Genomic DNA, 20,388 nt, shown 5'->3' with positions numbered 1-20,388 from the left:
CCCTCCGCCCCTTCCCGCCAGCGGGAAGGGGAACCCCAACGACGTCCCCTACAGCGCACCCGCCGTGACGGAGAAGCTTGACAAACGCTTCCCCATAGAAGGGGGCTCGCGCAGCGGACCGGCAGAGCCGGATCCGCGCACGCCCTGGATGAGAGCGGCGCTGCGCGCGCTCGGAAGGCGGGGCTGACCTGCTGAGAGGTGCGTGGTGAACCGGGGAGCCGGATCCGCGCACGCCCTGGATGAGAGCGGCGCTGCGCGCGCTCGGAAGGCGGGGCCGACCTGGGCAGAGGTGCGCAGGGCTCCGCTGGAGCCGGATCCGCGCACGCCCTGGATGAGAGCGGCGCTGCGCGCGCTCGGAAGGCGGCGGGGCTGACTTGCTGAGAGGTGCGGGGCGGACCGGGGGAGCCGGTCCGCCACGTCTTGGAGGGGACCGGCGCTGCGCGCGCTCGGAACGCGAGGCGGATCGCGGGTATGCGATCAGGCCTTCTTGACCTTGGCCTGTTCCTTGGCCAGGGCTTCGTCGAGCTGGCGGGCGACTTCGGCCTGGATCTGGCCGGCGAAGGCGCCCATGAGCAGGCCGAGCTTGGCGCGCACTTCGAAGTGCTCGGCGGTGACGATCATCGAACCGTTCACGCCCGAGCGCTTGAACTGCACGGTGTCGCTGGTCTCGCCTTCCAGCACGGTGCACTCCATCTCGTAGGACTGCTCCACGTGCTCGGCCCATTTCCAGGCCACCTTGCGGGCGCGGGCCAGGCCCAGGGTGTGGTCGCGGCGGATTTGGATGTCGGCCATGGTCGGATTCAGGGGTTGCGGTGATCGGGTGAGAAGGCGTCGTTCGCCGGTGCCAGCGCCTGCAGTGTCGCCTCGCGCTCGGCACGCGGCAAGGCGGCCAGCCGCCCGGCGGCGGCATAGAAGCGCTTGAAGTCACGGCCTTCGCGCTCGAACAGGGCCGTCAGCGCCGGGACCCAGTTGAGGTACGCCGCCTGGATGCCGAGCGAGGCGTTGTTGGCCTTGGCGAAGAAAGCATCGTAGCCGGTGTAGCCCTTCCACGGCCCGGCCTTCAGCGCCTCGTGCTCGGCCCTCATGTGCGCCAGGGCCTCGGCCTTGCGCCGGCGCTTGTCCTCGTCGGCGAGCCCGGACCTGTAGATCGCTTCCAGCTCGGCGCGGGTGGCGAAGATGACGCGCCGGGCATCGGCGCGCCGCTCGTCGATCTGGCGGGCCTGGGTGCGCGCCAGCTCCGAGCCTTCGGCGGCCAGCCAGCGCTCGCCGCCCAGACGCTCCACGGTCGTCGCGAAGGATTCGTTGAACATCGTGTCGCCGGGCGCATAGACGACCTGGTGCGACAGTTCGTGGAAGATCAGCCGGGCCAGCTCGATCTCCGGCCACTGGATGAAGGTGTTGAGCAACGGGTCGCCGCCCAGCCAGTTCATCTTGCCCAGCGTCGAGTACGCCGGCACGGGGTAGACGGTGACCTCCAGGCCCTGCTGTCGCAGCGCCTCGCCCTCGCCCTCGGCACCGGCCAGGTCGTAGTAGCCGCGATAGCCCACGCAGCCGACCACCGGATAGCACCAGGTCTGCAGCTTGAGCGAGAGCTCGGGCGCAGCGGCCACGTTCCAGACGGCCGCCGGGCGATGCAGGTCGGCAAAGCTGCGGTAGCTGCGGTTGTCCGGCAGCTGGAGCTCGCGCACGGCGAAATCACGGATGCGCTGGCTCAGCTCCAGCCGGGCTTTCAACGGCGCGGCGGTGTCCGGGGCCGCCAGCCAGTCGTCGATCGGCTTCGCGCTGCTGACCAGGCTGAGGTGGCCGCCGATCGACTGGCCGACATAACCCAGCGAGCTGCAGCCGCTGGTCAGGCACACCGTGCCGGCCATCAAGGCCGCGACACCCAACAGACCCGCAGCACCCGCCACCAGCCATGCCCTCCAGGTCAAAGTGGCGCGACCTCGACGAGGCAGTCATAGAAGGATGGCGCCGCGCCCAGGTCTGTCAGGCGCTGGTGGGTCAGCTCGTTGACGTTGGTGCCGTTGCGGCCAAGCTTGCGCCACCACACCCCCAGGCCGTTGACCACGCCGGGCCGGGCACGGCGGCTGATGCGCGCGGTGCAGTGGTAGCTGCCGCGGTCATTGAAGACGCGCACCGGCTGGCCATCCGCCAGGCCGCGCACGGCGGCATCGTCGGCATGGATCTCGACGACCGGCTCAGCCTCGATGTCGCGCAGGCTCTTGACGTTGACGAAGGTCGAGTTGAGGAAGTTGCGCGCCGGCGGCGAGATCATCGCCAGCGGGTAGCGGGCCGCCAGCTCGGGCGTGCTGCGGGCGCTCTCGTAGTTGCGCACGTGGTCGGGCAGCGGCACGCCGGGCGCCACCGCAACGGCCTTGCCGCTCGGCGTGTGGAACCCCCCTTCGGCAAACGGCGCTTCGGGCAGGGGCAGCTTCACCCAGCCGTCGCGCTGCAGGCGCCCGGCATCGATGCTGTCGACGAAGGCGCGGGCGGCGAGCTGCTCGTCGCTGTCGGCGAAGCAAGGCTCGTCGAAACCCATGCGGGCCGCCAGCTGGCGGAAGATCTCGCAGTTGGATCGGGCCTGGCCACGCGGCGGCACGGCCGGCTGGTTGATGAGCACGTAGGTGTGGCCGTAGCTCGCATGGGCGTCCCAGTGCTCGAGCTGCGTGCTGGCCGGCAGCACGTAGTCGGCATGGTCCGCCGTGTCGGTGAGGAAATGCTCGAGCACCACGGTGAACAGGTCCTCGCGACTGAAACCCGCCACCACCTTGGGCGACTCCGGCGCCACCGCCACCGGGTTGCTGTTGTAGACCACCAGCGCCTCGATCTTCGGGCCGAACGCCGGCGAGGCCTCGCGCAGCAGATCGTCGCCGATGGTGCTCATGTTGATCGTGCGCGGCTGGCGGCCGGCGAGGAGGTCCGGCCGCTCCAGCCACTTGCTGTTCTTCACCGGCTTGGCCCAGCCCGAAGCCGACAGGAGCAGCCCGCCGGCGCGGTGGCGCCAGGCGCCCACCAGGCAGGGCAGCAGCGCGATGAGGCGCACGGCGTTGCCCCCGCCATGCACCCGCTGCATTCCGTAATTGAGGCGGATAGCAGCAGGCTTCGTCGTGCCGTAGTCGCGCGCCAGGCCCTTGACCTCCTCCACCGTCAGGCCGCATTCGGCCGCGGTACGTTCGGGCGGCCACTGCAGCGCGCGCTCACGCATCTGCGGCCAGCCTTCGACATGACGCTCGAGGTAGTCGTGGTCGAGCCAGTCGTTGACGATCAGTTCGTGCATCAGGCCCAGCGCCAGCGCGCCGTCGGTGCCCGGCAGCAAGGCGATGTGCTGGTGGCACTTCTCGGCCGTCTCGGTCCTGCGCGGGTCGATGGCGATCAGCTTGGCGCCGTTTCGCTTGGCGGCCTGGGCGAAGGTCCAGAAATGCAGGTTGGAGGCGATCGAGTTGCTGCCCCAGATGAGGATCAGCCGGCTCTCGGCGAAATGCTCCAGGTGCATGCCGACCTTGCCGCCGTAGGTGAGCTGCAAGGCCTCGCCGCCGGCGGCGGCGCAGATGGTGCGGTCCAGCAGGGAGGCGCCGAGCCTGTGGAAGAAGCGGGCCGCCATGCTCTCGCCCTGCACCAGGCCCATGGTGCCGGCGTAGGAGTAGGGGACGATGGCTTGCGGGTCGCGCGACGCGATCTCGCGCAGCCGCGCGGCGATGTCGTCCAGGGCCTCTTCCCACCCCACCGGCACGAACTGGCCCGAGCCCTTGGGCCCGACCCGCCTGAGCGGCGTCAGCACCCGCTCGGGATGCTCCACCCGCTCGACGTAGCGGGAGACCTTGGTGCACAGCGCGCCATGGGTCGGCGGATGGTCGGGGTCGCCCTGGAGGCGCACGATCTTCCGGCCCTCGACCGTGACGCGGATGGCGCAGGTGTCGGGGCAGTCGTGCGGGCAAGCAGCGTGGACGGTACGGCTATCGAGGCTGGCGTCGGCGGACATCCGGCCATGATGGCACAGCGCCCCTGGCCCTGGCGGGGCTGCGGTCCTTCGATCGTGGAGCGCCGCGGGGCCGGCGGTAATATGGTCCGCCCCCGCCCGAGGCCCTGCCGCCACACCGTAGTCACGAGCCGCCATGACCCTGATCGACACCCTGCAGGCCGACGCCGAAGCCATCGCCCGACTGCGGCGCGACATCCACGCCCACCCCGAACTGTGCTTCGAGGAAGTCCGCACCGCAGACCTCGTGGCCCGCCAGCTGACCGAGTGGGGCATCCCCGTGCACCGTGGCCTGGGCAAGACCGGCGTGGTCGGCACCATCAAGAACGGCACTAGCCCGCGCGCCATCGGCCTGCGCGCCGACATGGACGCGCTGCCGGTGACCGAGCGCAACACCTTCGACCATGCCAGCCGCCACGCCGGGAAGATGCACGCCTGCGGCCACGACGGCCACGTGGCGATGCTGCTGGGCGCGGCGCGCCACCTGGCGAAGAACCGCCACTTCGACGGCACCGTCCACCTCATCTTCCAGCCGGCCGAAGAGGGCGGCGGCGGCGCGCGCGAGATGATCAGGGACGGCCTGTTCGAGCGCTTCCCGATGGACGCCGTGTTCGGCATGCACAACTGGCCCGGCTATGCGGCGGGGCAGTTCGCGGTTTGCGACGGGCCGGCCATGGCCTCGAGCAACGAGTTCAAGATCATCATCCGCGGCAAGGGCGCGCACGCGGCCCTGCCCCACCTCGGGCTGGATCCCGTGCCCGTGGCCTGCCAGATGGTGCAGGCCTTCCAGACCATCGTCACCCGCAACAAGAAGCCGCTGGACAGCGCGGTGATCTCGGTCACCATGATCCACACCGGCGAGGCGACCAACGTCGTGCCGGACACCTGCAAGATCGAAGGCACGGTGCGCACCTTCACCCTCGAGGTGCTGGACCTGATCGAGCGGCGCATGCGCGAGATCGCCGAGCACACGGCCGCGGCCTTCGGCTGCGGCGTGGACTTCGAGTTCCACCGCAACTACCCGCCCACCATCAACCATCCTTCCGAGGCCGCGTTCCTGCGCGGCGTGATGCGCGAACTGGTCGGAGAGGCCAACACCTTCGAGTTCGAGCCGGCGATGACGGCCGAGGACTTCAGCTACTTCCTGCTCGAGAAGCCCGGCGCCTACTTCGTGATCGGCAACGGCGACGGCAGCCACCGCATCCCGGGCCACGGCATGGGGCCCTGCACGCTGCACAACCCCAGCTACGACTTCAACGATGCGTTGATCGCGCCGGGGGCGGCGCTCTGGGTGCGGGTGGCCGAGAAATGGTTGGCCCCGGCTGCGTAATTTGCTGATCGTCTGCGCTGCAAGGCTCGCTAGACTGCTGGAAAGAGAACGGCGCCGCCCTGCCCTGGCGAGCCGCCGACGAAATGAGGGAGGAGTGCGCCGGTGCCATGGCACCGCCGATCTGACCGGTCCCAGACAACGTCGGTCACGCGCTCCAGGGCATCGAGGCGCCTGCTTTCACATCGCATCAGCCAGGCATAAGCCGGCTTCGATGCCAGCAGTGCCTGCGGATGACCACCTACCTTTTCTCGAACATCGGCGCTGGCGCCGAGATTGCCTTCGACCCCGATGTGGACGTGCTCCAGATCGACCCGGGCACGTTGTCGGCGGCCGACTTCACGCTGACCGCCCTGCCAGATGGTGGCATCCAGTGGTCGGGCGGCGGCAAGAGCTTCACGCTGACGGGCGTGCCCCTGTCAGCGCTGGGCGAGGGCACGGTGGCCTTCGCCGACGGATCGATGCTGGTCAACAGCTGCGCGGCCAACGGCTTTGCGACGGACTTGAGCGGCACCGCGCAGGACGACCTCCTGCTTGGCGCAACCCACACGACGATCGATCGCGTCTCTGAGACGAATGCCCGAACCGCCCCGGACGCGGACGCGAACTCAGCCACCGTGTCGGCCGATGGGCGCTATGTCGTGTTCGCCAGCGCCAGCACCAATCTCGGCGCCGGAGGCGATACCAACGGCGACTCGGACATCTTCCTGAAGGACCTGCAGACCGGGATCGTCACGCGGGTGTCGACCACGTCTGCCGGGAAGCAAGCCGTCTCGACCGGGTACGGCAGCATCAGTCCCGTCATCTCGGCGGATGGCCGATACGTGGTCTTCCGCAGCGACGCCACCAACCTGGTGGCCGGCGACACCAACGGCGCGGGTGACATCTTCCGCAAGGACTTGGTCACCGGCGAGGTCAAGCTCATCACGAGCAACGCTGCAGGAGTTCAGGCCAACAGCGAATCCATGGGTGCCAGCGTCTCGGCCGACGGCCGATATGTCGCCTTTTCCAGCTATGCCAGCAATCTGATGCCCGGCGATCCGGCCAGCTACCCGGACATCTACGTCAAGGACACACTCACCGGCCAACTGGTGCTGGCCTCTTCGAGCGCCGATGGCGCGTGGGGCAATGGCAGTTCCGGCGGGTACGGCTCCTACACGAGGCTGTCGGCGGACGGCCGGTACGTGATGTTCGACAGTACCTCGTCCAATCTGGTCGAGGGCGATCAGGACGGGATTTCCGAGCTTTTCGTCAAAGACCTCCAGACTGGCAAGGTCGAGTGCGTGGACACGGATATCCACGGCAACTTCCTGCCCGGCGTTGCCGCAACGGGCAACCTGTCCGCCGACGGGCGCCATGTGGTCTTCAGCACCGGCCAGGATGTCATGTACGACGGCCAGGACGGGCCCGGCTCGGTCTACCTGCGCGATCTGCAGACCGGCGAACTGCAGCGGGTGGTGCCAAGCGGTGGCGAAGGGCAGTACTACCCGCCGGCGGTCTCTGCCGATGGCCGCTTCGTGGTCTTCAGCAGCACCGCCGCGCTGGTGGCCACGGATACCAATGGAGTCGAGGATGTCTATGTGAAGGACACGACGACGGGTGCGTTGGCGAGGGTGTCGGTCGGCGCCGCAGGCGAACAGGCATCGAGCGGTGCTTTCCAGCCCGACATATCAGACGACGGCTCGACCATCGTCCTCACCGCGACCGGCAGCGAACTCACGGGAGGATCCCCCGGCGGCGTGCAGCAAGTGTTCACCGTCGCCAACCCGCTGGTCGGCTGGACGCTGCGAGGCGGCGCTGGTGACGATGTCTACCAGATCAGCCAGCCGAACGTGATCGTGGAGAACGTCGGCGAAGGGACCGACACCGTTCGTGCGTCGATCAGCTACGTCATGGTCGACAACCTGGAGCGGCTCGAGTTGACCGGCAATGCGGCCATCAACGGCCAAGGCAACGCACTCGCCAACGAGATCAAGGGCAACGGTGCTGCCAACATCATTGCCGGCGGCGGTGGCGACGACACGCTCGACGGCGCAGGGGGCAGCGACACCGCGAGCTACGAAGATGCCACGGGCGGCGTCACCGTCTCGCTCGCGCTCACCGGCACCCAGAACACCGGCGGGGACGGCATCGACAGGCTTGCCAACTTCGAGAACCTCCTCGGCAGTGCTTATGGCGACAGCCTGACCGGCACCTCGGCAGGCAACTTGCTCGACGGAGGCCATGGTGCGGACACATTGACCGGCGGGGCCGGCAACGACGTCTACGTCGTGGACAACGCGGGCGACCTGACGCTCGAAACGGCGAGCGGCGGCTCCGACGAAGTCCGGGCCTGGACGAGCGTCACGCTGCAGGACTCGATCGAGAACCTCACGCTGGCGGGCTCGTCTGCCATCAATGGCACGGGCAACGGCCTGTCCAACACGATCACGGGCAACTCGGCCGGCAACGTGCTCGACGGTGGAGCCGGCGCAGACACGCTCGTCGGCGGCGAAGGCGGCGACACCTACATCATCGACAACGCGGGCGACAAGGTCACCGAGACAGGAGACTCCGGAGTCGACCAGGCCTTCGCCAGCGTCTCGTTCACGCTGCCCAGCGGGGTGCAGACGCTCACGCTGACCGGCACCGCAGCCATCAATGCCACCGGCAACACCGAGAACCAGAACAAGATTGTCGGCAACGCCGGTGCCAACGTTCTCGACGATGGCGGCGGGAACTACGACACCCTGGTCGGCGGCGCAGGAGACGACACTTATATCCTCCACGGCGGCATCGTGAGCGCCATCGAAGCTGCGAATGGAGGCGTCGACACGGTCTATTCCTCCGGCCGGTTTACGCTGGGAGGCGAGTTGGAGAACCTGGTGTTGACGGGCACTTCCAGCATTGCTGGCGAAGGCAACGGGAAGAACAACCGGTTGACCGGCAACAGCGGCGCCAACTACCTCGATGGCGGAGCCGGCATCGACACGATGGAAGGGGGTGCCGGCGATGACCGCTACGTCGTCGACAGCACCCAGGACGTGATCACCGAACGAGCCGGTGAAGGCAGTGACAGCGTCAGGTCCTGGATATCCTGGACGCTCGGCGCGAACCTGGAGTCGCTGGAACTGACTGGTGAAGCGGAAATCAACGGCACGGGCAACGCGCAGAACAACACCCTGTCCGGAGACTTCAGCGCAAATGTTCTGGATGGCGGCGTCGGTGCGGACACGATGTACGGCGGTGGAGGCGGTGCCGACACCTTCATCGTCGACAACGCCGCCGACCTCGTCTCCGGTGACGGCGACGACCTCATCCTGTCGTCCGTCTCCTTCAGCCTCGATGACTTGAGCGAAGTCACGCATCTGACCTTGACCGGCAGCGCGGCGATCAACGGCACCGGCAGTTACTCCGCGGACGTCCTCGTCGGCAACGCGGCCGGCAACGTCCTCGACGGAAATGCAGGCCTCGACACCATGACGGGCGGCGCCGGCGACGACACCTACATCGTGGACAACGCGGGCGACAAGACCGTGGAGCTGGCCGGGGGCGGGACGGACCTGGTCACGTCCTCCATCACGTCCACGCTTCAAGCGGAGGTCGAGAACCTCACGTTGACAGGGATGTCGGAGATCAACGGCACGGGCAACGCGCTGGCCAACGTCATCACGGGCAACCAGGCTGCCAACGCGATCAGTGGCGCCGCCGGCAACGACACGCTGAACGGTGCCGCGGGTGCCGACAACCTTACCGGAGGTACTGGCGACGACACCTACATCGTCGACAGCACTGGCGACAAGACGGTGGAGCTCGCAGGCGGCGGGATCGATCTTGTCCAGTCGTCCGTCGGCTTGACCTTGCAGGCCGAAATCGAGAAGCTGACGCTGACGGGCTCCTCCGCCATCAATGGCACCGGCAATTCGCTGGCCAACACCATCACCGGCAACTCCGCTGCCAATGTGCTCGACGGCGGTGCGGGGGCGGACACGATGACTGGCGGCGCCGGCGACGATACTTACGTTGTCGACAATGCCGCAGACAAGACGATCGAAGCCGCGGCCGGCGGCACCGATGCCGTCCAGTCCTCCGCCAGCTTCACGCTGCAGGCAGAGATCGAGAAGTTGACCCTCACTGGCGCTGCTGCCATCAATGGCACCGGCAACTCGCTCGCCAACACCATCACTGGCAATGCGGCCGTCAACGCCCTCGACGGCGCGGCCGGCAACGACACGTTGAATGGAGCAGGCGGCGCCGACAGTCTCACCGGCGGCGCGGGCGACGACACCTACATCATCGACAACGCCGCGGACAAGACTGTCGAGATCGCCGGCGGCGGCACGGACCTGGTCCAGTCCTCCATCACCTTCAGCCTGCAGAGCGAGGTCGAGAAACTGACCCTCACCGGCTCGTCGGCCATCAACGGTACCGGCAACACCCTTGCGAACACCATCATCGGCAACGCCGGGGCCAACGTTCTGAACGGTGGCTCAGGCGCCGACACGCTCACCGGCGGCGGCGGCAGCGACACCTACGTCGTCGACAACGTCGGCGACAAGACGGTCGAGCTCGCCGCCGGCGGTACGGACCTCGTGCAGTCCTCGGTTGGATTCACCCTGCAAGCCGAGGTCGAGAACCTCGTGCTGACGGGCACCTCGGCGATCAACGGCATCGGCAATGCCCTGGCCAACGTCATCACGGGCAACGCCGCCACGAATGCGATCAGCGGGGACGCCGGCAACGACACATTGGACGGCGCGGCAGGTGCAGACAGCCTCACCGGCGGCGCCGGCAACGACACCTACGTCGTCGACAACGCCGCAGACAAGACCGTCGAGGTCTCCGGTGGCGGGACCGACCTGGTCCAGTCTTCCGTCAGCTTCACGCTGCAAGCCGAAGTCGAGAACCTGACCCTGACCGGGACCGGGGCGATCAACGGCAGCGGCAACACGCTGGCCAACACCATCACCGGCAACACAGCCGCCAACGTGCTCAATGGCGGCGCGGGCATTGACACCCTGACAGGCGGCGCCGGCAACGACACCTATGTTGCCGACAACGTCAGCGACAAGACCATCGAGATTTCCGGGGGCGGGACCGACCTGGTCCGGTCTTCCGTCAGCTTCACGCTGCAAGCCGAAGTCGAGAACCTGACCCTGACCGGAACCGCGGCAATCAACGGCACCGGCAACACGCTGGCCAACACCATCACCGGCAACACAGCCGCCAATGTGCTCAACGGTGGCATTGGCAACGACACGATGACCGGCGGCGCTGGCAACGACACCTACATCGTCGACAACGCCGCCGACAAGATCATCGAGGTGACGGGCGGCGGCATCGACGCGGTCCAGTCGTCCCTCAGCTTCACGCTGCAAGCCGAAGTCGAGAACCTCACCCTGACGGGTACCGCGGCACTCAACGGCTCAGGCAACGCGCTGGCCAACAAGATGGTGGGCAACGGTGCAGCCAACACGCTGGACGGCCAGGCCGGCGCTGACACGCTCACCGGCGGCGCGGGCGCCGACGTCTTTGCGTTCAGCACGGCGCTGGCCTCGGATGTCATCACCGACTTCACTCACGGTGCCGACAAGATCCGCCTGAGCCAGGCAGCCATCCATATCGGCGACGGCGACACACTGGTCGAAGGTGCGGTGTCGGTTTCCGGCCCGAACGGCTTCGCCAGCAATGCAGAGCTCGTCATTGTCAACCACGACATTGCCGGCGCCATCACCACGACCAACGCCGCTGCTGCCATTGGCCACGCCAACACGGCCTACGCGACAGGCGACACGCGGTTGTTCGTGGTGGACAACGGCAGCGATTCAGCGATCTATCTGTTCAAGGCTGCCGACACCAATTCGATCGTCAGCGCCAACGAGCTGACCCTGGTTGCCACGTTGGACAACACCGCCAACACCACGGTCGGCGACTACCTCTTCGGCGCGTGACCCTCCTGCCGGCGTTCCGGGCTAGTGCTCCCGGAACGCCCGCCGGAAGTACCCGCCGACGGGCTCGAACAGGAAGCCCAGCGGCGTGCGCTCGGTGGTCTTGATGTACACCTCGGCCGCCATGCCGGGCCGCAGGCTGCGCACCAGCGCGGCGTCGCCGGCCGCGGGGTCCACCCGCAGCAAAGCCCGCAGGAACGGCGCGCCGCCACGGTCGTCGTTGAGCGCATCGGCCGAGACCTCCACCACCGTGGCGGGCAGCAGCTTCTCGTAGCGGGCGCCGGCCGTGAGCAGCTTCACTTCGGCGGGCGTGCCCTGGCGGACGTCGGCCACCACGTCCAGCGGCAGCCTCACCTCCAGCTGCAGCAGCGCATCGGCGGGCACGATGTCGACGATGGGCTCGCGCGGGCCTATCGCCGAGCCGGGGGTGTTGATGCGCAGGTTGACCAGGCGCCCCGATTCCGGAGCGACGACGCTCTGGCGGCTGCGGTCGTCCTGGCTGGCGCGCAGGCGTTGCTCGGCGTCGGCCACGCGGACACCGACCTCGCGCAGTTCCTCGCTCGCCTGCTGCACCACGCCGTCGCGCAGTGCCCGGATGCGGGACTCGAAGGCGCCCAGCCGCTGCCGGGCCTGCGACAGCTCGGCCTCGTTGGCCAGCTGGCGCGACTCGTACTCGCTCACCCCGCGCTGCAGTCCCATCACCCGGGCCCGGTTGACGTACTGCTCCTTCTCCAGGCGCTGGTTCAGCTCGAGCTCCTCGCGCATCAGCGCGACCGCGTTCGTCGAGTTGACGCGCTCCTTGGTGCGCACTTCGATCTCGGTGCGGGTGTCTGCCGCCTGGCGTTGCTCGCCCTGGATCTGGGCCTCGACGTTGGCGCGGCGCGCGTTGAACGTCGATCTTTCCTTGGCGGCGAGGTCGGGCAGTCGCTTCACGTCCGCGAACTCGGCCAGCAGCGAGGCCGGCGGCTGCCACCCTTCGCGGCCGGTCGCCTCGGCCTCCAGCCGCGACTGGCGAAGGCGATCACCGGCCAGTTGCGCCCGCAGCACGTCGACGGACGCCTCGACGCGGACGTCATCCAGCTCGATCAGCACATCCCCGCGCCGCACCTCCTGGCCTTCGCGGACCAGGATGCGCTTGACCGTTCCGCCGTCGCGATGACTGACCGTGCGCCGATTGGCCTCGACCCGCACCAGCCCCTGGGCCACCACGCCGCCGGAGATCGGCGCCCAGGCGCCCCAGGCCGCGAAGACGAGCACCCAGGCCAGCACGATCCACAGGCCGCGCCGGGCGAGCCGGTGCAGACGCGGGTCCAGCGGCTCGACGGCGGCGACTGCCGGCGCGTTCATGCCCGCTCCCCTCTGGGGTTGGACCCTGCCAGCGGCGCCGGCCCTGCGCCCGACGATTCGACCAGGACGTCGCCGCCCTCGCGTCGCACTGCCGTGCGCTCGATGGCGCCTTCACGCAGCACGAGCACCCGGTCGGCCACCGTGAGCAGGCGCCGGCGCTGCGTCACCGCGACCACCGTGGCGCCGCGGGTGCGCAGCCTTTGCAGCGCGGCGACTAGCGCCTCCTCGCCTTCCGCGTCGAGACTGGCATCCGCCTCGTCGAGCACGACGAAGCTGGGATCCCCGAACAGCGCGCGGGCCAGCGCCACGCGCTGCCTCTGCCCGCCGGACAGCAGCCGGCCGCCCTCGCCCACGGGCGTGTCGTAGCCCTGCGGGAAGCGAAGGATCAACTCATGGGTACCGGCGGCCTCGGCGGCGGCGATCACCGCGGCCGAATCCGCGCCGCAGAAGCGGGCGATGTTCTCGGCGACCGTGCCGGCGAACAGCTCGACGTCCTGCGGCAGGTAGCCGATCGCCGCACCGAGGACGCCCGGGTCGTACTGGCGGATGTCGGCACCGTCCAGGCGAACGACACCGGCGCTGGGCTTGAGCACGCCCACGAGCAGCCGCGCCAGCGTGGTCTTGCCCGCGCCGCTGCCGCCCACCACCGCGACCAGCTCCCCCGGCACGGCCTGGAAGCCGACTTGGCGAAGCAGCGGCCGGCCCGTCTGCGCCGAGACGTAGCTCAGCGCCTCGACGGACAGCTGGCCCTGGGGCCTCGGGAGGGTGGTCTCCACCGCGCCTTCGGGCGGCCTCTCCAGCAGCACCTGCAGGCGCTGGTAGGCCAGGCGCGCCTCCACCAGCCCCTGCCAGCCGCCGATCAATTGCTCGACCGGCGCCAGCGCGCGGCCGAGGATGATGGTGGTGGCGATCATCACGCCCGGCGTGGCCCCTTCCCGGATGACCAGCCAGGCGCCGGCGCTCAGCATCATGACTTGCACGGCCTGGCGCGCCGCGCGCGAGACCGCCGCCACGCGGCCACTCGCGCCCGTGGCGGCCAGCGTGGTCTCCTGCACCTGAGCCGACTGCATGGCCCACCGCTCAGTCATCGCGCGACCCATGCCCAGGGCGGTCACGACCTCGGCGTTCTGCATGCAGCGCTCGGCCCAGCGGGCGGCCGCCCGGGAGGCCGGCTGGACGAGCGCCAGGCCTCGCCGCACCAGGCGGTTGTTGAACCAGGTCATGCCGAACAGGATGACCATCGCCAGCAATGCCAGCCCGCCCAGCCGCACGTCGAACAAGGCGATGATGACGAGGTAGACCAGCGCCCAGGGCGCATCGAACACCGCCACCACGCCCGGCCCGGAGAGGAAGGCGCGCAAGGCACCCAGGTCCTTCAGCCCGTCCGACAGCTCGTTGCTGGACTGCCGCGCGTTGGCCACGATGAGGCTGCCCAGCAGGCCGGGCCCGACCCGCCGCTCCAGCGCCATGCCCAGCATGTTGAGCAGGCGGCTGCGCACCTGGTCCAGCGCGCCGAAGACCGCCAGGCAAATGCCGGCGATCAGGGCCAGCATGACCAGCGTCTCGACGCTGCGCGTGACCAGCACGCGGTCGTACACCTGCAGCATGAACAGCGACGGCGTCAGCAAGGCCAGGTTGATGGCGAGGCTGAAGACCAGCGCCCAGCCCAGGTGCGGGCGGACGAACTCGGCAAGAAGCGGCGGGGCCGACCGGTGGGCGGCCGGGCGGTCGGGAGATGCGGTCATGCGGGCAGCCCGGGCGAGGATCCGGAATTGTCCGCCAGGCCCGCCGCGGGCGGCGCGCAGAGTCTGATCGGAAATCCGCCCAATTCGCCGAGTCATGTCCTGAAACGTCCGCATCCGGTCCGTTTGCGGCCTGTCCGCCGGAGCGCCATCGAGGGAACATGGCATCCTCCATCCACTTCCAGACCGAGGCATCCGATGTCCACTTCCGCCGCCACCACCGCCCTGCTGCTGATCGACGTCCAGGCATCGTTCCGAGCCCGGCCCTACTGGAGCGACGCCGAGGCTCCGGCCTTCTTCGAGCGCACCAATGCCCTGCTGGCGGGCGCCCAGGCGGCTGGCATTCCCATCGTGCAGGTCTTCCACACCGATGGCCCCGAAAGCGCGGACAACGCGTTCTCGCACGCCAGCGGCCTGATCAAACCGCTGGAGGAACTGCGGCCCTTCGATGCGGCGCTGAGGGTGGAGAAGCACCGCCACAGCGCGCTCGTCGGCACGGGGCTGCCGGTGTGGCTTCACCAGCACGGCATCCGCCGGCTCATCGTGGCCGGCATCCGCACCGAGCAATGCTGCGAAACCACCACCCGCCACGCCAGCGACGAAGGCTGGGAGGTCGACTACGTGACCGAGGCCACGCTGACCTTCGACATGCGCACCCCTTCTGGAACGGTGCTCAGCGCGGCCGCCATCCGCGAGCGGACCGAGACCGTGCTGGCTGGCCGCTTCGCGACCCTATGCACCGTCGAACAGGCCCTGCAGCGGGCGCGCCAGGCATGAGCGCCGCCCGGTCGTCCGTAGGGGCTCTCTCCCGCTTGGCGGGATCGGCCGCATGCCGCGGGGTGCACCAGTGAAACATCCTGGGTCAACCCCCTGTTGGCGGGCCGAGTGCCGGGCCGCTCCCAAGCCGGCCCGCATCCCCTCGGGGGATCGGCCGACGTACTCGTCGGGCGAGGGGCTCCAATGAAACATCCTGGGTCAACCCCCTGTTGGCGGGCCGAGTGCCGGGCCGCTCCCAAGCCGGCCGCCACCGGGCAAGGACCGTCCCCCGGACGGTCCACGTCCACGGTGGCCCCCTCGGGGGATCGGCCGACGTACTCGTCGGGCGAGGGGCTCCAATGAGCACGCGCTTGCTGCTGCTGATGTTCGACGAGGTCGAGCTGCTGGACTTCGCCGGCCCCTACGAAGTCTTCACCACGGCCAACCGCATGGCGGCGCGACGCGAGCCCGTCGCGCCACCGCCGTTCGAGCTGCTCACCGCGTCGCTCGACGGGCAGCCCGCCACGGCCCGCGCCGGCTTGAGCCTGCGGCCCGACATGGCGCTTGCCGAAGCACCGCCTTGCGATGTGCTGCTGGTGCCCGGGGGCGTGGTGGACGCGCTGCTGGAGGACGCGGCGTTGCTGTCCGAGTTGCAACGCCACTCGGGCACGGCGCGGATCACCGCATCGATCTGCACGGGCGCCTTCGTGCTGGCCGCTGCCGGCCTGCTGCGCGATGCGGAAGTGACCACGCATTGGGAGGATGCCGAAGACCTCGCGCGGCGTCACCCCGACCTGCGCGTGCGGCCCGAGCGTCGCTGGGTCGACAACGGCCGCTTCGTCACCTCCGCCGGCATCGCCGCGGGCATCGACATGAGCCTCCACCTCGTCGGCCGACTGACGGACGCGGAACTGGCCAGTCGCACCGCACGGCAGCTCGACGTGCCCCTGGGTGGGCGCATGAGCCCCGCCCGGCCGCCCGTAGGGGCTCATTCCTCTTGGAGGGACCGGGCCGCAGGCCCGAGGGTGCACCGGTGAGCTGCGCGGACGTCCTCTTCGTCGTCCTGCCCGACACGCTGCTGCTGGACCTGGCCGGTCCCGCCGAGGCCTTCCGGTTGGCCAACCAGCAGTTGGCCAGCCGGGGCCAGCCGCCTCGCTTCCGGCTGCGCTATATCGGCCCGCAGCCGAGCGCCTCGTCCTCCGTCGGCCTCACCCTCTCGGGGCTGGAGCCTTTGCCGGACGAACTCGGTGCGCGCAGCTGGGTGGTGCTGCTGGGCCGGCCGGGCGAGGCTACGCAGGTGGTGCGTCGTCATCCAGCCTGGCTGTCGGCCAGGGATTGGCTGTCGCGCGTCGTGGCCCCGGCGATCGAGGCCCCCGAGGCATCCCACCGCCTCCTCACCGTCTGCGTCGGCTCGCTGCTGGCGGCCGATGCCGGCCTGCTGGGCCGGCGGGCCGTCACCAGTCACCACGAGCTGCTCGACGAACTCAGGGCCCTGGCGCCCGCCGCGCGCGTCGTCGGCAATCGCGTCTTCGTCGAGGACGGCCCGCTGGCCAGCAGCGCGGGCATCACCGCCGGCATCGATCTCGCGCTCCACCTGATCTCGCAGGAGCTGGGCGAGGCGCTGGCCTCGGCCGTGGCCCAGGTGATGGTGGTCTTCCATCGCCGCGCCGGGGACGATCCCGAACGCTCCCCCTTGCTGGCCGGCCGCAGCCACCTCCATCCGGTGGTGCATGCGGTGCAGAGCGCCGTCGTGGAATCGCCCGGCGAGGACTGGTCGCTCGAGCGCATGGCAGAGCTGGCTCACGTCACGCCGCGACACCTGGCGCGCCTGTTCCGCGAGCACGCAGGCGTGACCCCGCGCGAGCATGTGGAGCAGGTGCGCCTGGCGCTGGCGCAGCAGGCCCGCCAGGCGGGCTTGCGCACGCCGCAGGCGCTGGCTCTGGCGGGCTTCAGCTCGGACAGGCAGTGGCGCCGCGCGCGGCAGCGTGCAGGCAGCTGATCGTCAGAGCAGGCCGCGCTCCTGCAGCGCCTGTTCCAGCTTTTCGTGGCCGACGAACTGCACGGCCTGCCAACCCAGCGCACGGGCCGCATCGACGTTGGGCGCGTGATCGTCGATGAACAGCACTTGCGCCGGCGGCAGGCCGAACTGCTGCAGGGCATGGTCGTAGATCGCCCGCTCGGGCTTGTTCACCCTGGCTCGCGAAGAGAACACGCCGCCGTCGAACCAGTGCATGAATTCGTGGCTGCGCTCGAGGTGCTCGGCAAAGGGCGCCGGCATGTTGGAAAGGAAGTGCAGCCGCCTTCCGGCATCCTTGAGTCGCTGGATCAGGGCGATGGTTCCAGGCAGCGGCGTGAGCGAGGCCGGGGCCGCGTCGACCACCGCCTGTACCTCGGCCCCGGTGAGGCCCGTTCGGGCGGCGATGCGCTCCACCAGCGCGGGGATCTCGACCTCGCCGCGGTCGAAGTCGCCCCAGTCGCCCTGGTAGCCCTGGAAGATCTCGTTCGCCCAGTGGGCTGCGGCCTGCGGCGAGGACGCGCGTACAGGAAGGACCCGGGACACCAGCGCCTCGGGCTGCCAATCGAACACGACCCGGCCGAAGTCGAAGACGATCGCCGGATGGCTCATTTCAGGCGGGCCAGCAGGCCGGCGGTCGAGGCGTCCAGGCCGGCCGTGTCGCCCGACTGGAAGCGGGGCAGCAGCTGGTTGCACAGCGCCTTGCCCAACTCCACGCCCCATTGGTCGAAGCTGTTGATGCCCCACACCGCGCCGCTGACGAAGACGCGGTGCTCGTACAGCGCGATCAGCGCGCCGAGCGAACGCGGGTTCAGCGCCTGCAGCAACAGCGTGGTGCTCGGCCGGTTGCCCGGGAAGCTGCGATGGCGTGCCAGCACGGCGCGGTCCAGCGTCTTCGAGGCCGTCGGCGCCTGTTCGGTGGCCGCCTCGTCCGCCGTCTTGCCGAGCATCAGGGCCTGGCTCTGCGCGAGGCAGTTGGCGAGCAGCTTGGTGTGCAGGTCGGCGTGGCCGTGGCTCGGCGTGCGCACGGCGATGAACTCGACCGGAACGACGTCGGTGCCCTGGTGCAGCATCTGGAAGTAGGCATGCTGGCCGTTGGTGCCCGGCTCGCCCCAGACGACGGGGCTGGTGCCGAAGGGCAGCGGGCGGCCCTCGACATCGACGCCCTTGCCGTTGGACTCCATCTCCAGCTGCTGCAGGTAAGCCGGCAGCCGCGCGAGGCCCTGGTGGTAGGGCGCGACCGAGCGGCTGGTGAAGCCGTGGAAGTTGCGGTACCAGACGTCCAGCACGCCCAGTTGCACCGGCAGGTTCTGCGCGAACGCGGCGGTGGCGAAATGCTCGTCCATCGCCCGGGCGCCGCCCAGCAGCGAGCGGAAGCCTTCGGCGCCGATGGCGATCGCCAGCGGCAGGCCGATGGCACTCCACAGCGAGTAGCGGCCACCGACCCAGTCCCAGAAGCCGAAGGTCTCGGCGATGCCGAACTTCGCCGCCGCTTCGACGTTGGTCGTCACGCCGACGAAGTGGCGCGCGGTGTCCCGCCCGCCGTGGGCGACGAACCATTCGCGCGCCACCGCGGCGTTCGCCATCGTCTCCTGCGTGGTGAAGGTCTTGGAGGCGATGATGAAGAGCGTGCGCTCGGGCTTCAGGCCGTGCAGCACCGGCGTGATGTCGTGGCCATCGACGTTGGAGACGAAGTGCAGTCGCAGGCCGGGATGGCAGAAGGACTGCAGCGCCAGCGCCGCCATGCGAGGGCCGAGGTCCGAGCCGCCGATGCCGATGTTGACGATGTCGGTGAAGCCGTGGCCCGCCTCGGCACGGATGCGCTCGGCGAACGCCAGCATGGCGTCGAGCACCTCGTGGACATCCGCGCTGAAGGGGCCGGCACCGCGTGGAGCGCGCAACGCGGTATGCAGGACGGCGCGGCCTTCCGTCGTGTTGATCGGCTCGCCGGCCAGCAGCGCATCGCGCCGGGCGCCCAGCTGGCACTCCTCGGCCAGCTCCAGCAGCAGCCGGCGGGTGACTTCGTCCCACCGGTTCTTCGACAGGTCGGCGAAGACCTCCGGCGCCTGCAGAGAGAAGCGCGAGAAGCGCGCCGGATCGTCGGCAAAGGCCTGGCGCAGGTCGAGCGTCCGGCCGTGCGCCTCGTGGTGACCGCGCAGCGCGGTCCAGGCGACCGTTTCGTCGCAGCGCGGTGCCTTCGTCATCGTGAGGCCTCCAGGATCAGGTGGTCGAGCTTGGCCGCGTCCACGGCGAACAGACGGATGCCCTCGGCCAGCTTCTCGGTGGCCATCGCGTCGTCGTTGAGCGCGTAGCGGAAGCTCGCCTCGTTGTAGACGACCGCGTGCAGGTCCATCAGCTGTGCCTCGCGCACATCGAGCGCCGGCGTGACGGGGGCCTCGGCGGCCTGGAGCTGGCCCAGCAGGTCCGGGCTGATGGTGAGCAGGTCGCAGCCGGCCAGCGCCAGGATCTGGCCGGTGTTGCGGAAGCTCGCGCCCATCACCTCGGTCTCGATGCCGAACTTCTTGTAATGGTTGTAGATCTGCACCACCGACTTCACCCCGGGGTCGTTGGCGCCGGCCATCGCCACCTCATCCCACGAGGCGCCGGCCTGCTTCTTGTACCAGTCGTAGATGCGACCGACGAAGGGGCTGATCAGCGTGATGCCAGCCTCGCCGCAGACGACTGCCTGGCAGAAGCTGAAAAGCAGCGTGAGGTTGCAATGGATGCCCTCGTGCTCGAGGGCCCGCGCGGCCTGGATGCCCTCCCAAGTGGCGGCCACCTTGATCAGCACGCGCTCGCGCGGCACGCCCGCCGCTTCGTACAGCGCGATCAGGTGGTGGGCGCGGGCGATCGATGCTGCCGTGTCGAACGACAGGCGCGCATCGACCTCGGTCGAGACCCGGCCCGGCACGACGTTCAGGATCTCGCGCCCGAATCGCACCAGCACCTCGTCGACGAGGTCGGGCAGCGGCGCGCCACGGTGCGCCTGCACAGCCTCCTCCAGCAGGTGCGCATAGTCCGGCTGCTGCACGGCCTTCAGGATGAGCGATGGGTTGGTGGTCGCGTCCCGCGGCGCGTACTGCGCGAGCTGCTTGAAGTTGCCGGTGTCGGCCACCACCGTCGTATAGGCCTTGAGTTGTTCGAGCTGGTTCATGGTTTCCCGTCGGGCGCCGGATGAAGCTGGAAGGCGCAGCCGTGATTAGAAACCCTGCCCGGCGCCCGGCGGTTTCGGACCGGTTACGCCCTGCAGGGCAGTCGGCGTCGATTGACCGGTCGAAGAAACTCATGCATCATCAAGC

The 20,388-nt window shown here is 69.3% G+C and carries 13 protein-coding genes; 5 read left to right on the top strand and 8 right to left on the bottom strand.

The window, feature by feature from the left end; translation table 11 throughout:
• Nucleotides 1–477: 477 nt before the first annotated feature.
• From ACS5PM_RS15835 to ACS5PM_RS15825, 3 genes are read right to left on the bottom strand one after another with little or no spacing between them, the layout of a single operon-like run.
• Nucleotides 478–792: a polyhydroxyalkanoic acid system family protein gene (locus ACS5PM_RS15835; RefSeq protein WP_439388614.1), complete on the bottom strand. Its 315-nt coding sequence runs from the start codon at nucleotides 790–792 to the stop codon at nucleotides 478–480.
• An 8-nt stretch (nucleotides 793–800) separates the two neighbouring features.
• A complete protein-coding gene (locus tag ACS5PM_RS15830) occupies nucleotides 801–1,871 on the bottom strand; it encodes an aminopeptidase (RefSeq protein WP_439388628.1) in 1,071 nt (356 codons plus the stop codon).
• Nucleotides 1,872–1,927: 56 nt separating this feature from the next.
• Nucleotides 1,928–3,979, bottom strand: a complete 2,052-nt coding sequence (locus ACS5PM_RS15825) for a molybdopterin-containing oxidoreductase family protein (protein ID WP_439388613.1) — start codon at nucleotides 3,977–3,979, stop codon at nucleotides 1,928–1,930.
• A 133-nt stretch (nucleotides 3,980–4,112) separates the two neighbouring features.
• Here ACS5PM_RS15825 and ACS5PM_RS15820 point away from each other — a divergent pair, with 133 nt between their 5' ends.
• Nucleotides 4,113–5,306: a M20 aminoacylase family protein gene (locus tag ACS5PM_RS15820; RefSeq protein ID WP_439388612.1), complete on the top strand. Its 1,194-nt coding sequence runs from the start codon at nucleotides 4,113–4,115 to the stop codon at nucleotides 5,304–5,306.
• Between the two features lie 437 nt (nucleotides 5,307–5,743).
• Nucleotides 5,744–11,233, top strand: coding sequence for a hypothetical protein (locus tag ACS5PM_RS15815; protein ID WP_439388611.1), 5,490 nt, complete (start codon nucleotides 5,744–5,746; stop codon nucleotides 11,231–11,233).
• A gap of 21 nt (nucleotides 11,234–11,254) precedes the next feature.
• On the opposite strand, the gene ACS5PM_RS15810 is transcribed toward ACS5PM_RS15815, so the two are convergent.
• The gene (locus tag ACS5PM_RS15810) at nucleotides 11,255–12,577 is read right to left on the bottom strand and encodes an HlyD family type I secretion periplasmic adaptor subunit (RefSeq protein WP_439388610.1); all 1,323 of its coding nucleotides are present in this window, start codon (nucleotides 12,575–12,577) and stop codon (nucleotides 11,255–11,257) included.
• On the bottom strand, nucleotides 12,574–14,322 hold the full coding sequence (locus ACS5PM_RS15805; RefSeq protein WP_439388609.1) for a type I secretion system permease/ATPase: 1,749 nt from the start codon (nucleotides 14,320–14,322) through the stop codon (nucleotides 12,574–12,576). The genes ACS5PM_RS15810 and ACS5PM_RS15805 overlap by 4 nt, the downstream gene beginning before the upstream one ends.
• 195 nt (nucleotides 14,323–14,517) lie before the next feature.
• Between ACS5PM_RS15805 and ACS5PM_RS15800 the strand changes: the two genes are divergently transcribed.
• From ACS5PM_RS15800 to ACS5PM_RS15790, 3 genes are all read left to right on the top strand, one after another.
• Complete coding sequence (locus ACS5PM_RS15800; protein WP_439388608.1) at nucleotides 14,518–15,096, top strand: cysteine hydrolase family protein; 579 nt, start codon at nucleotides 14,518–14,520, stop codon at nucleotides 15,094–15,096.
• 338 nt (nucleotides 15,097–15,434) lie between these two features.
• Nucleotides 15,435–16,112, top strand: coding sequence for a DJ-1/PfpI family protein (locus ACS5PM_RS15795; protein ID WP_439388607.1), 678 nt, complete (start codon nucleotides 15,435–15,437; stop codon nucleotides 16,110–16,112).
• Complete coding sequence (locus ACS5PM_RS15790) at nucleotides 16,109–17,074, top strand: GlxA family transcriptional regulator (RefSeq protein WP_439388606.1); 966 nt, start codon at nucleotides 16,109–16,111, stop codon at nucleotides 17,072–17,074. The genes ACS5PM_RS15795 and ACS5PM_RS15790 overlap by 4 nt, the downstream gene beginning before the upstream one ends.
• 3 nt (nucleotides 17,075–17,077) lie before the next feature.
• On the opposite strand, the gene ACS5PM_RS15785 is transcribed toward ACS5PM_RS15790, so the two are convergent.
• Genes ACS5PM_RS15785 through tal form a run of 3 tightly spaced genes read right to left on the bottom strand, consistent with a single transcriptional unit; the run spans nucleotide 17,078 to nucleotide 20,243 of the window.
• Nucleotides 17,078–17,701: an HAD family hydrolase gene (locus ACS5PM_RS15785; RefSeq protein ID WP_439388605.1), complete on the bottom strand. Its 624-nt coding sequence runs from the start codon at nucleotides 17,699–17,701 to the stop codon at nucleotides 17,078–17,080.
• On the bottom strand, nucleotides 17,698–19,293 hold the full coding sequence (pgi, locus tag ACS5PM_RS15780; protein ID WP_439388604.1) for a glucose-6-phosphate isomerase: 1,596 nt from the start codon (nucleotides 19,291–19,293) through the stop codon (nucleotides 17,698–17,700). The genes ACS5PM_RS15785 and pgi overlap by 4 nt, the downstream gene beginning before the upstream one ends.
• A complete protein-coding gene (gene tal, locus ACS5PM_RS15775; protein WP_439388603.1) occupies nucleotides 19,290–20,243 on the bottom strand; it encodes a transaldolase in 954 nt (317 codons plus the stop codon). Before tal ends, pgi begins: the two co-directional genes overlap by 4 nt.
• Nucleotides 20,244–20,388: the final 145 nt, after the last annotated feature.

It is taken from the genome of Ideonella flava (genome assembly GCF_051857595.1).
GTDB lineage: Bacteria > Pseudomonadota > Gammaproteobacteria > Burkholderiales > Burkholderiaceae_C > Ideonella.
Note: the sequence above shows the minus strand (reverse complement) of the source record. Positions and strands in the feature narration are given on the sequence as shown.